This is a genomic window from Alcaligenes pakistanensis, from assembly GCF_014652815.1.
Taxonomy (GTDB): domain Bacteria; phylum Pseudomonadota; class Gammaproteobacteria; order Burkholderiales; family Burkholderiaceae_B; genus Alcaligenes; species Alcaligenes pakistanensis.
Genome location: NZ_BMZN01000001.1, coordinates 870,588 through 882,918, shown reverse-complemented (window position 1 = coordinate 882,918; position 12,331 = coordinate 870,588). Strand labels below are relative to the sequence as shown.

The window sequence follows — 12,331 nt, the reverse complement described above, 5'->3', positions numbered from 1 at the left end:
TCATATAATTGAAATAAATGGGGTGTACTGACTGGACGTAAGGTTCGGTCTCAACAAGACCTTTGAATCCATACTAGAGGGGCCTATGGCCGAAGAGATAGACGCCGTTATTATGTGGGTGGATGGGGAAGATCCAATTTTTCGCAGACAGTACGAGAATTATGCGGGAATAGAGAAAAAATCAAGACTCAATCACGAAGGGAAAGGTAGGCATAGAAATACTGGTGAGTTGGTTTATTGCTTGCGTGGTATTAGAAAAAATGCTCCTTGGGTCAGAAAAATACACGTCGTTACCTCAGGTCAAATTCCAAGTTTTGTGGATTTTAATTTGCCAGGGGTGGAACTGGTTATTCATAGTGATATTTTCCCTGATCTAGCTTATCTACCTACATTTAATTCATTTGCGATTGATTCGTGTTTGCATAGAATTCCAGGGCTGACAAAGAAGTTCATCCGTTTTAGTGATGATTTCATTGTGTTGAATCCTGTTACTCCAGAGGATTTTTTAGGTGCTGACGGACAGGGGGTTTATTACCTTGGCCCTAATGTTCCTGACTTATCAAAAAATGAAATCCCCACCTCGAATTATCTGGAAACTTTGGCTTATAACCGTGCGCTGCTTGCCACCCGCGGGGTGATCGCAGCACATGCTCCGCAGCACGTTCCTCAGATGCGTGATATTGATGTGTGTATGCAGATTGAGCGTGAGTTTTCTGACGAAATCAGGATGACTCGCGAGGCTAAGTTTCGACAAAAAGACAACATTAATATGTTGTTTCTATACCCGCATTTTGTAGCGGGTAATAAAAAGTTAGAAGTTAATTCAAAAGGTTGGCACGTAGAGCCCAGTTCTTTTGTCTATTACACATGGTCAAGAGTCCGACAGGCTTTGGTGGGGCACCAAACCAAAGATTGGCGAGAAAATATACGCCAAGCAGTTGCTGACAATGTTTTGTTTTTAAACATCAATGATCATTTTGGGGAAAACCCTAATGAGGTTGATGTGTTGGATTATAGCCGGTTGATGTCTGAAGTATTAGCCGCACCAGCATCTTTTGAAATTTCAAAATAATTAAAAAAACTTAGGTGTTATCCAAGCTAATAGTTATTTTTTTTGTATATCAGTCGGGAAACTAAAATGAAAATTATTGGTTATACAACAGGGGTTTATGATCTCTTTCATGTGGGTCATTTGAATTTGCTTACGAAAGCACGGGCTGAGTGTGACTATCTGATTGTGGGCGTGACTTCTGACGCTCTTAGTTTGTCTCGAAAAGGGAAGGCTCCAATTATCCCGCAAGAGGAAAGAATGGAGATTGTTAGGGAATTACGCTGTGTAGATGAAGTTGTCATACAGGACAACATGAATAAGTTCGAGGCTTGGGAGAAATGCCGTTTTCATCGTATGTTCGTTGGGGATGATTGGAAGGACTCTCCAAGCTGGATTGCTCTCGAAGAACAGTTCAGCGCTGTCGGAGTTGAAATTGTGTATTTCCCCTATACGGCCCACACTTCGAGTACGCATCTTCGTGAAGTACTTGATTTGCTAGTCGCATCTTCGGTCGGTCCGCATGGTTAATCCTGAATGTGGCCGAACTCCAGAATTCATTGATTTTCAGAGCAAGTTTCGTCTTGATGAGTTGGAGATCGCTACTGTCCATGGCTGGCGACTGTCATTGCGACCGAAACAGTTGACATTAGGGTCAATGGTTTTGAGCGTCGTTTCGGGGGTATGTAATCATGCCGACTTGACCCCTGACGAAGGTGCGGGTCTAGTGGACGGGTTTGCTTTGTCGGAGCTTCTTGCTCGAGAAGTATTTGGCGCAGTTCGGATTAACGTCTTGTGTCTGATGATGCAAGATCCAATAGTTCATTTTCATATTTTGCCGCGCTATGATCGCCCCCGGACTTATGCGGGTCGGACGTGGATCGATGTGGATTGGCCGGGGCCACCGGTTGTCGGGGCGGGAGAGGATGATCTATCAGTGTTACAAGTGTTAGGTCACGATTTGCGGTCAGGGGTATTAAGACTTCGCGGTTAAAAAAACATGGTCAGGAATTTGCCTGTATATGGGCGGCACCTTGGAGTCTCATCCCGTCTGCTTGAGCCGGTAGTTGGTAAAGAATAGTGTGTATTTGCCATATTTCACGGATCTGATTTTTTTAGAAAAGAATTCGCCTTGTAAGTAGCCTCTTTGCTGTGATGAAACCCAAAGCTTCGAGCACGATTGATAGTCGTGTTCGGAGCTTTTTTTTGGCCTTTTTCTGTAGTGCTTGTTTTAGCTGTTGAGAGTGTTTCACATGGCAGCTTTAACGTGTCGGTTGGAACTCCAGTTTTTCAATGCTCCGTGCTCGGGATGGGGTAGAGATTCTTGTTGGCGACACATGTTGCTCTGGTGTGTTGCTTAGTGGATTCCTGCGCAGATCTACTAGGTGTAAACCCTTTTTTTATTTGAAATTTGATTATTGCTCTGTTTTTTTATTGCGTTTTTTTTACGATAGTTATAAATTTGCCATATCAAATAATTCTAAGGAGCAGTTATGACGATCACAGGAGCAACAGCTGTGGCCGAGTGTGAGCGGATCACCGTTACCCAAGCGCCTTCTCGCCAAGAGACAGAGGAGATACTGGGGCGCATCCACGAGATTGGGCCGCTGCTACGTGAGTTGGCCCCTCAGGCTGACCGTAATCGCATGTTGTCAGACGAGGCGGTTCAAGCTTTGGAGTCCACCGGGGCCTGGCGCATTTCGGCCTTGAAGCGCTATGGCGGTTATGAGGGTGGCGCCGATATGCTCTTGCAGTGTGCCAGTGCCGTGGGCTACTACGACCCGGCCGCCGCCTGGTGTGTGGTGATCTCCAATGGTTCAGTTATGTTGGCTAATCGCTTTAGCGACGTCATGCTGGATGAAGTGTTTGCCGATGGCCCTATCCGTGCGGCTTCCATTTTTGCTCAGCCCCAAGGTACCGCCACGCCGGATGGCGATGGCTGGCGTATCACCGGTAAATGGCCTTTTGCTTCTAATAGCAATCACTCGGATTGGGCTCTGGGTATTTTGTTTATTAAAGAAAGCGAGCTGGTCGAGCCTACCGTGGGCTTTGTGTTGATGCGTCGTGACGAGTTTGAGATTCAGGACACGTGGTACACCATTGGTATGCGCGGTTCAGGTTCCAACACCATGGTGGCTGAAAATCTGTGGGTGCCTAAAGAGCGTTTGATTACGTTCCAGCAACTGATGGGCGACGTGCAAGAGCAAGATCCTTTAGCAACATTTGGCCGTCGTCTGACTCCGCACTTGACCATGTCGACCTGCATTCAAGCGCCTTCCTTGGGCGCAGCACAAGCGGCGGTGGACTTCACCAGTGGTGTCAGTGGCAAGCGTGGCATTACGTATACCCACTACAAAAAACAGTCCGACTCAGGTGCATTTGTGCAGAACCTGGGGACGGCCAGTATTCAGGTGGACGGAGCCCGCCTCTTGTTGGAGCGCGCGGCGGCGCAGGTTGATGCGGCGGCCTCTGGTACGGTGCCCATGCCTCTGGAGCTACGGGCTCGTCACCGTGCCGGGATTGGTCATGCCGGACATGAGCTGGTAGAGGCAGTGAATAATTTGTGCTGGTTGCACGGTACGGCATCGTTTGCGGAAAACAGTTTGCTGGGCCGGATGTGGCGCGATATTAATACCGGTACACGGCATGCGTCGATTACAGCTCCTATGGGTTACGAGCTGCATGGCAACGGCATGACGAACACGCCCTATATTTCCAACAAACTTTAAGTGATGGTGACGAACGTGCGGCTCTGTGCTCCTTCGCATCGTTGTCAGGCCGACGGCATAGCCGTGCACGCTTGGTATGGCCTGCGTTACGCCCAAGGCGCTGGCCGTTTTGAGGCGGCGCGGGCTGCCAGCGGAACAATGGGGGCGACCCGCTTGAGTCAGGTTCCCATTTTCCCGCAGCGCCCGAGTCGTTTGGCAGCGGTGATGGGGGCGGGCAGTCCCAACCCGCAGTCCGAAGATGCCTATTTCCTGAACGTATGGGCTCCGGCTCAGGCGCAAGGGCTACCCGTCGTGTTTTTTATTCATGGCGGTGCCTGGATGAGTGGTGGTGGGGCGTTGGATTGGTATGACGGTACTCGCTTGGCGGCCCAGGGAGTAATTGTCGTTAATGTGAATTATCGCCTGGGGGCGTTGGGGCACTTGGGAGATGCGCAGGCCGATGCCTTGCCCTTGCCTGCGGCGGATCTGGTATTGGCCTTGCAGTGGGTCAAGGATCATATCCGGGCGTTCGGTGGTGATCCGGACAAAACTACCTTAATGGGGCAGTCAGCAGGCGGCTGGTATGCGCATTTGCTTAGCGTCCTGGATTCGACAAGAGCTTGGATTGACCGGCTTGCTTTGCTCAGTATGGGAACTCGGGCGCCGTGGCTGCCAGAGCAGCAAGCCAGAATTAGCGAGCGGACCCGTAGCGATCTGGACGAGGATTGGCGCAAGGTCAATGTGGATGTTTTGATGCAGCAAGCCATGGCAGCTTTGGATAAAGAGCCGCCACGCTTGGGGCATGCTCCATCAGCTTTTCTGCCAGTTGCCAGCGCTGATGTGCCGGAGGACTTATTAAGTCCGGACTGGGCGGCGCAAGCTTGTCATGCGCAGGCAGTTTATCTGCGCTGTGCTGCTCAGGAATCCTCCGTTTTCTTTTTTGATGTGCCCTTTCATAGGCAAGCGACTCAGGAGCAGGTTGATCTGGCTTTGGGTCTATGGCCTTTGCAGGATTTACCGGCCAGTCTGGTTCGGTCTGGCGCTTATTGCGGTGGGGATTCCGGCTTGACGCCGTATCAGCAAGTGGTGGCTGCGTCGTCCTGGGTGCAGTTCCAGCGCTTTCCCACTCAGTATGCCGCTAGCCTGGAAGCGGCGGGGCGTGCGGTGCAGTGGAGTGATTTCACAGAACAAAGCCCGCTTGAAGCGGTGTTCAGCGGGCATTGTTTTGACTTGCCATTTCAGTTTGGCCAGTTTCAGGCTTGGCACGATGCGCCCATGATGCAGGGTGTCACACAGGAGCAATTTGAGCCTGTTGCACAGCGTTTGATGCAAGAAATCACCCGCTTTGTGGGAGCCTGATTCTGGTTTGGCGGTTTAGTCCGTGCTGCGGGTTTTCCAGTCTGGGATAGCCTGCTGCACGTGCTGCAAGCTCAAGGGGCTCAGCAGCCGATGCAGGTCACCAAACAGCTTGCGGGCCGTATTTCCTACCCAGTGGTCCGGCAGCAGTTCGGGGGCCAAACCTGGATCCAGAAAAGGCAACCTGCGCCAACGGGTAATCATGGGCATATAAAGTCTGAACGCTTCCAGCGGATCGCCTGCGCCTTGGCGCAAGGCGGTCTGCCAGCCTTCCACTTCGTGTTGATACGAGTTCAGAAAAGACTGGTACTCATTGGCAAGCTTGTCCCAATTCCACCAGCGCGAGATTTTTTCCTGGATGTCGCTCAGGCCACTGGGCTCACAGGTAAAGAGTTCGATATACGGCCAGAGCTGGTGCTCGCGTATGTATTCCACCGCTTCGGCTTGTAAGCGAGCCGGGCCTATATACAGGCCTGCATTCACGGTACCAAAACCCATGCGGGCTAGCCCTGTGCGGATTTTGTGGCGGTTCTGACGCTCGCTTTCTGGAACGGAGAAAGACACCAGCAACCACGGGTCCCGAATGTTCATGGAGGGGGAGGAGAAAATGCGCTCGTCACCGGCCTGCATATGGGGCTCTAGTTCAGCGGCCAGGGCATAGCCTTTGCCTGAACCTGTCTGTTGGCTGACCAGCACGCCTTTTTTTTTCAGGCGGGAAATGGCGGAGCGCACGCTGGAAGGTTCAGCCCCCAGATCGGCCAGCAGTTGAACCACGCTGGCCACTGGAATGGTGACGCCCGTTGGACGGGCGAACAGACCATAGAGCGTCAGAATGTAGTGGTGCGGGGCGAGTTGCTCGTGCTCGCCATGGTCTCGGCTGGCGATGAACTCATCAATCGCGACGCTTGATTTCATTCTGTATTCCGGTGCTGGGGCGGATCGCTACCCATTTTTGACAGTAGGTGTGTAGCGGGCCATTTTACCGTGCGAGTCGTGGCGGCGCCAGCACACAAGCTGTGCGTGGCTTCCGGAGGGCAGCAGCTGCGCAAAGCCCTAGGCTACAGACTTTCTTCCAGCAGGCTATCAAGCACCACGATGTCCTGAATGTGCGGGGCGATGGCATCAAGCATGGCTTGATGAGCCTCGCTGCTTCTATAGGTATCCAAGGCTGTTTGGGTGGTAAAGACAGAGAGTAGTGCATGACTATAACGTGAGGAGCTCTGTGAAAAATTAGGCACCCATTCAAAGCGCTCTATACCAGAGCATTCCTTGCGTATGCGCCTAAAGGCTAGATTCAGCTTGGGCAGGAACTCGGGGCTGATGGGCGTATGGGGTGCCATCAAGACGATGTGCAGATACATGATTTCCTTGTGTGGAGAGAGGGGGGGAGTGTCTCGTAGATCGGATTTCTGGCCTATTTAGTGGCTAATTTATTGCAAATAAATAATCACAGAATATAAAAAGCAATAAAATTTAGATGAATTGTATAGGCCTATAGCTTTTAAAACGACGATTTTTCATAGGGTTAATACCTAAAATTAGCATAAAAAAGCTTGTTTTCTCTTTTTTCTTATTGCAAATAAATGACGATCGAAACAGAATTGAGTCCAATTAGGGGCTTGGCTAGTGTCCAGCCTTAATGTTGGTTTTGGGTCTTTAACGCCTGAGCAGGGTCATCGTCATGAAAGAAAACATAAGTGGGTTGGGAACCAGGGCGGTACGCGAAGCCTTCGGACACTTTCCATCGGGAGTTGCCGCCATTGCCGCGGTACTCGATGGCATGCCGCAGGTCATTGTTGCGTCCAGTTTTTCTGTGGGGGTTTCACTGGCCCCGCCCTTGGCCGCCTTTTTTGTCCAGAAAAGTTCGTCGACCTGGGGGCTGCTGTCACGCGCCTCGCGTCTGGGCGTGTCTATTTTGAGTGCGGAACATGCGGCTATTTGTCGCCAGCTGGCTGGGCCGGACAAAGACAGCCGGTTCAGCGATATCGACGTTGAGCTGACCGAGGAGGGGGCTGTCCATATACAAGGGGCATCCGTCTGGTTTGATTGCAGTGTTTTTCAGGTGCATCCGGCTGGAGACCACGATGCCGTGCAGTTGCTGATTCACGATGTACAGATCGAGCGTGAAGTCTCGCCACTGATCTTCCATCGTTCCCGTTTTACGCAGTTGGTGGCCTAGGCCGCCCGATCATCAAGAAAAAACAAAACGTAATAACTAAAACCACAGTGAAGGGGACATCTTTTGGACGCACATACACCATCTTTGCGCGAGCAGCCCATGACTGCCGTGCAGCGTCGACGCGTTATTTTGGGGGTTGGGGCAGGTAATGCCCTAGAGTGGTACGACTGGACGGCGTACTCGATTTTTGCGGCCTATTTTGCCAAGCAGTTTTTTCATAGTGCGGACCCATTGGCGGCCCTGCTGGGCACACTGGCTGTTTTTGCAGTGGGCTTTTTCATGCGTCCATTGGGCGGCATCTTTTTTGGCTGGCTGGCCGATCGCAAAGGGCGCCGCTACACCATGACCTTGTCCATGCTAATTACCGCACTGGGCAGTTTGGTGATCGGGGTTGCGCCTACCTATGACATGGTTGGTCCGATGGCGGCGCTATTTTTATTGATGGGTCGTTTGCTACAAGGTATCGGCCACGGTGGGGAAGTGGTCTCTTCCTTCACCTATGTCACGGAGATGGCGCCTGCTCACAAGCGTGGTTTGTGGTCTTCGTCGGTGTTTGTTTTTGTCACGATTGGGGTGCTGGCAGCGGTTCTATTGAGCGCTTGCCTGACCAGTGTGTTGGGCGAAGACGTGGTCCGCGCCTGGGCGTGGCGTGTGCCCTTTGTATTGGGCGGTGCTTTGGGTGTGTATGCCTTGTACCTGCGCAGACAGCTGGATGAAACACCGATGTTCAAGGCACGCCAAGCAGCGGCCGCTGCTGGCAAGGGGGCTCGTCCAGGTGCGCGTGCGTTCTGGGCCGAGGTCTGGAAATACCGCAGTGCCTGCCTGCGTGTGTTTGCCTTGTCGGCGGGCGGCACGGTGCTGTATTACGTCTGGGCAATTATGGCCCCTACTTTTGCTATCACCTCTTTGGGGATGCCAGCAGCCAAGGTGATGTGGGTAGGAGTGGGAGCCAACCTGTTCCTAATCCTGTGCCTGATTTTCTGGGGTGCATTTTCAGATCGTTTTGGACGCAAGGCGAACTGGTACTTTTTTTCCATCGGTTCAATCATCTGCATCATTCCCCTGACCATGGTGCTGACTGGTGGCCAGGGCGAGATCTGGCGTCTGGTGGTCTTTATGGCTGGCGGCATGCTTTTGATCTCAGCCCCGACGGCGATCATGCCGGCTTTCTTCCCCGAGCAGTTTCCCACCCGCATTCGTGCCGTAGCGATGGGCTTGCCCTATTCGATAGCGGGTGCCTTGACGGGTGGAACGGCTCCCTACCTACAGGCCTGGCTGCACTCCATTAATCAAAAGCAGATTTTTGATTGGTATCTGATCGGCCTGTGTGTTCTGGCTTTGTGGGCCACCATTGCCTCGCCCGAAACCAAGGGCAAGGACCTGCACGACTAAGCGATAGGCACGGGCGCGGGCTGGCTTGATGAGCAGCTTGGCGCCTTTTTGGGTTTTCAAGGAGTAGTGAGATGTTGCGTGAACATATTGAAGGCAAGTGGATTGCTGATTTTGTAGAGGTATTCGGGTTGTGCAAGGTACAGCCTGGTGAAATGGCGGTGGTGCTGTCCGAGACACAATCCCGCTCTGTGTTGGCCGAGCTGGCTGAACTGGCCCTGACGCAAATGGGTGCTCGGGTTTGCCACGTCAAACTGGTCTCGCCACGCCTGAAGAGCAATATCGCCTTGCGTTCTACAGGTACCTCTCTGGCCTTAGAGGGGATGGACCCGATTGTTCAGGCTTTGGCCGGTAGTCAGTTCATCGTGGATTGCACCGTAGAGGGGCTTTTGCATTCCCCCGAGCGTGCAGCATTGCTCGCTAAAGGAGCTCGCATCATGATGATCAGCGACGAACATCCGGAAATTCTGGAGCGCGTCAAACCCAGCCCGTACTTGCAAGGCAAATGCGATATTGGTGGCAAGCTGATTAGCGATGCCAGCCTTATGCATGTCACCTCCGAAGCAGGAACGGATCTGACCATTAGCCTGGCCGGTGTGATCGGTCGCGGTAGTGCGGGAATTGCAGACAAACCAGGTAGCTTTGGTTATTGGCCTGCTGGTTTGTGCATTTGCTATCCCAGCAATGGCAGCGTGAATGGCACTCTGGTCCTGGATAGCGGGGATGTAAACCTGACGTTCAAGCGCTATCTGGAGTCGGCGGTGACTCTGCGTATCGAAAACGATTATGTGGTGGCCATTGAAGGTAAAGGCGTGGATGCGGATTTGATCCGTTCCTACTACGCCAGTTGGAATGACAAAGATGCTTATGCGGTCAGCCATGTGGGCTGGGGCATGGCACCGGCGGCTCGCTGGGACTCCATGGCCATGTACGACAAGCGCGATACCAACGGGACGGAGCTGCGTGCCTTTGCGGGTAACTTCCTCTTTTCCACCGGAGCCAATCCTGCCGCAGGTCGCTTTTCTGATTGTCACTTCGATTACCCGATGCGCAATTGCACGGTCAGCCTGGATGGCCGGGAAGTGGTCAGCAAAGGTGTGTTGCTGGGTGATCTGGCTTAAGCGTCGGCCCTGACTAGCCTCATGGGGGCAATGCGCCTATGGGCCCTGTTCGCTGACGCTATCCTTTGATGTTCCGTGGTACAAAACGAGGCTCAACGGTTTATAGCTGCTGCTTATGAGGAGCGGTGGCCATAAACGTGTTCAGGTTTGGGTGTGCAGGTGTTCAGTCAGGCTTGGTTGAATGCCGCCACCCCAAGACCTGATTTGTTTTAAAGGGTACGGAATATGCGCGCAGGATTGGAGAAACTACTGGCAGCAGGGAAGGATAATGCTTTGCTGCGCTTTGGCTTGGGAAATGCTTGCATGGGCGAGGGCGATTTGGAAGCCGCCCAGGAACATTTTTACAAAGCGGTGGAAATGAATCCGCGTTACACCGCTGCCTGGAAGCTGTTGGGTCGCACACTGGTCCAGCTGGAAAAATTCAAACAGGCTCGGGAAGTGCTGGAGCAAGGCATTGAGATTGCCCAGGAGCAGGGCGATAAACAGGCAGAGAAAGAAATGCAGGTGTTTTTGAAGCGCGCCTTGAAGGCTTTGGACGAGTCAGCATAGTGAAAGCTGAAGATAGGCGACTGACATTTTCTTACCATGCGGGTATCAGTGCATTCCCTAAGTGTGACAGCTTTATAAATGGGGCACAATACGTTTCATGCAGGTGAGGAGACATAGCCCGCGAAGCTGGGCAATAAAGACCGAAGTACAATGGTCACTATTATAAAAGCAATAGGCAGTACAACATAACAACAACAAAAAAAGGCCAGCGAAAGCTGGCCTTTTTTATACCTGCACGAAATGCAGGAAAATCAAACGCTTGTGTCAGGTATCGCCTGCAACACCAGTTTGACCGCACCTTGGCCGCCTTCATTAGGTGCACATTCCATAAAGGCCAGAACGCTGGGTAACTGAGTCAGCCAGCGACGCACAGCGTGGCGCAAAACGGGTTCGCCATTACGCGAGCCATAGCCGGTGCCGTGCACAATACGTACACAGCGCACACCGTGCTCCAGACAGGAGCGCAGAAAGTTATCCAATCGTTCACGGGCCTGCTCCAGATCGGCACCATGTAAATCCAGGCTGGACTCGATCGGCCAGCGATTACGCTCCAGATCGCGTAAGACATCCGGGCCACAGCCGGGCCGCAGGTGCTGCGCATCATTGGCTTCACCCTGCACACTGACGTATTGATCCGAAGCCTGCGGCAGAGCAGGGGTATTGATGGGGGCCCCTATGGCATGACGACGGCGCAGTTCCAGCTGTTCTGCACTGGCTGCTGGTCGAGACGGCGCGAGATTTTGCGCCTGTTTCTTCAAAGGGGCGACATCGCGTAGTGAATGGCGCAGCCAGGCTCTATCGCTAGGGTCCAGGGAAGAAACAGCTTCTTCAGGAATGCTTGTCTTATTGGTCGCCGGGGTAAGTAGTTTGCCACCAGGGTCCGGCGGACGGGGACGCTTGCGAGCCTGGGGGCCGGCTGGAGCCGGGACCGGGCTAAGATCCTGGCGGACCCGATGCTGCAATTTTTTCAGGTCTGCCAGGCTACGGCCTACAGTTTTAGGCTTACTTGTTTTCATCCAACCAGCGCTGTGCGTCCAGGGCAGCCATACAACCGCTGGCTGCGCTGGTAATGGCCTGACGATAAATATTGTCTTGCACGTCGCCGGCTGCGAACACGCCGGGCACGGAAGTCATGGTGGCCATGCCTTGCAAACCGCTGCGAGTAGTGATGTAGCCATCATGCATATCCAGCTTGCCGTCAAAGATCCCGGTATTAGGTTTGTGGCCGATAGCAATAAACACGCCGGTTACGGCCAGGTCTTCGGTAGCTTGAGTTTGTTTGTTGACGATGCGGGCACCGATTACACCGGAGGCATCGCCCAGCACTTCTTGCAATTCGCTATGCAGTTGCAGGCGGATATTGCCGTTCTTGACGCGATCCATCAGCTTGTCGGTCAAGATGGGTTCGGAGCGGAAGGTGTCGCGACGGTGAATCAGGGTGACCGTTTTACAAATATTGGACAGGTACAGAGCTTCTTCAACGGCAGTATTGCCGCCGCCGACCACGGCCACGTCCTGGTTCTTGTAGAAGAAACCATCACACGTTGCACAACCCGACACACCACGACCCATAAATTCCTGTTCCGTAGGCAGACCCAGGTATTGAGCAGAGGCACCTGTCGCAATAATCAGCGAGTCGCAGGTGTAGACTGTGCCACTATCACCATTCAGGGTCAGTGGACGGGTGGACAGATCAACCGAGGACACCATGTCAAAGATTAATTCTGTTTCGAATCGTTCCGCATGAGCCTGGAAACGTGCCATAAGATCAGGTCCCTGGACACCTTGGGCATCGGCTGGCCAGTTATCTACATCCGTGGTGGTCATCAGTTGGCCACCTTGCTCCATGCCAGTGACCAAGACGGGGTTGAGGTTGGCGCGGGCTGCGTAGATCGCTGCGGTATAGCCGGCCGGGCCTGAGCCCAGGATGAGTACTTTTGCGTGCTTAGTAGTCGACATCACAGAAAATCCGAAAAAGACG

Annotated in this window: 12 protein-coding genes; 8 read left to right on the top strand and 4 right to left on the bottom strand. The window is 52.9% G+C overall.

The annotated features are described in order from the left end of the window. Positions 1–85: 85 nt before the first annotated feature. The 4 genes from IE156_RS04070 (at position 86) to IE156_RS04055 (ending at position 5,115) form a co-directional block, all read left to right on the top strand. On the top strand, positions 86–1,072 hold the full coding sequence (locus IE156_RS04070) for a stealth family protein (RefSeq protein WP_189391170.1): 987 nt from the start codon (positions 86–88) through the stop codon (positions 1,070–1,072). A gap of 66 nt (positions 1,073–1,138) precedes the next feature. Further along, positions 1,139–1,579, top strand: coding sequence for an FAD synthase family protein (locus IE156_RS04065; protein WP_189391169.1), 441 nt, complete (start codon positions 1,139–1,141; stop codon positions 1,577–1,579). 962 nt (positions 1,580–2,541) lie between these two features. Continuing rightward, positions 2,542–3,777, top strand: a complete 1,236-nt coding sequence (locus tag IE156_RS04060; protein ID WP_189391168.1) for an acyl-CoA dehydrogenase family protein — start codon at positions 2,542–2,544, stop codon at positions 3,775–3,777. Positions 3,778–3,780: 3 nt separating this feature from the next. Further along, positions 3,781–5,115, top strand: a complete 1,335-nt coding sequence (locus IE156_RS04055) for a carboxylesterase family protein (protein ID WP_189391426.1) — start codon at positions 3,781–3,783, stop codon at positions 5,113–5,115. Positions 5,116–5,130: 15 nt separating this feature from the next. Here the strand turns inward: IE156_RS04055 and IE156_RS04050 are convergent, their stop codons facing one another. Both IE156_RS04050 and IE156_RS04045 read right to left on the bottom strand, forming a co-directional pair. Next, positions 5,131–6,027 carry a PaaX family transcriptional regulator gene (locus tag IE156_RS04050; protein ID WP_189391167.1) on the bottom strand — a complete coding sequence of 299 codons (897 nt, stop codon included), beginning with the start codon at positions 6,025–6,027 and terminating at the stop codon, positions 5,131–5,133. Positions 6,028–6,170: 143 nt separating this feature from the next. Then, entirely contained in the window at positions 6,171–6,473 is a 303-nt protein-coding gene (locus IE156_RS04045) for a Dabb family protein (protein WP_189391166.1), read from the bottom strand. 320 nt (positions 6,474–6,793) lie between these two features. On the opposite strand from IE156_RS04045, the gene IE156_RS04040 reads away from it, so the two are divergent. The 4 genes from IE156_RS04040 (at position 6,794) to IE156_RS04025 (ending at position 10,350) form a co-directional block, all read left to right on the top strand. Further along, positions 6,794–7,291 carry a flavin reductase family protein gene (locus tag IE156_RS04040; protein WP_189391165.1) on the top strand — a complete coding sequence of 166 codons (498 nt, stop codon included), beginning with the start codon at positions 6,794–6,796 and terminating at the stop codon, positions 7,289–7,291. A 63-nt stretch (positions 7,292–7,354) separates the two neighbouring features. Beyond that, positions 7,355–8,683 carry an MFS transporter gene (locus tag IE156_RS04035; protein WP_229840966.1) on the top strand — a complete coding sequence of 443 codons (1,329 nt, stop codon included), beginning with the start codon at positions 7,355–7,357 and terminating at the stop codon, positions 8,681–8,683. A gap of 71 nt (positions 8,684–8,754) precedes the next feature. Then, positions 8,755–9,801: a 2,5-dihydroxypyridine 5,6-dioxygenase NicX family protein gene (locus tag IE156_RS04030; protein WP_189391164.1), complete on the top strand. Its 1,047-nt coding sequence runs from the start codon at positions 8,755–8,757 to the stop codon at positions 9,799–9,801. A gap of 225 nt (positions 9,802–10,026) precedes the next feature. Then, the gene (locus IE156_RS04025; RefSeq protein ID WP_189391163.1) at positions 10,027–10,350 is read left to right on the top strand and encodes a tetratricopeptide repeat protein; all 324 of its coding nucleotides are present in this window, start codon (positions 10,027–10,029) and stop codon (positions 10,348–10,350) included. A 251-nt stretch (positions 10,351–10,601) separates the two neighbouring features. Here IE156_RS04025 and IE156_RS04020 read toward each other — a convergent pair whose 3' ends face one another. Both IE156_RS04020 and trxB read right to left on the bottom strand, forming a co-directional pair. Then, positions 10,602–11,366, bottom strand: a complete 765-nt coding sequence (locus IE156_RS04020; RefSeq protein ID WP_189391162.1) for a Smr/MutS family protein — start codon at positions 11,364–11,366, stop codon at positions 10,602–10,604. Beyond that, a complete protein-coding gene (gene trxB, locus IE156_RS04015) occupies positions 11,353–12,309 on the bottom strand; it encodes a thioredoxin-disulfide reductase (RefSeq protein WP_189391161.1) in 957 nt (318 codons plus the stop codon). The genes IE156_RS04020 and trxB overlap by 14 nt, the downstream gene beginning before the upstream one ends. Positions 12,310–12,331 lie beyond the last annotated feature (22 nt).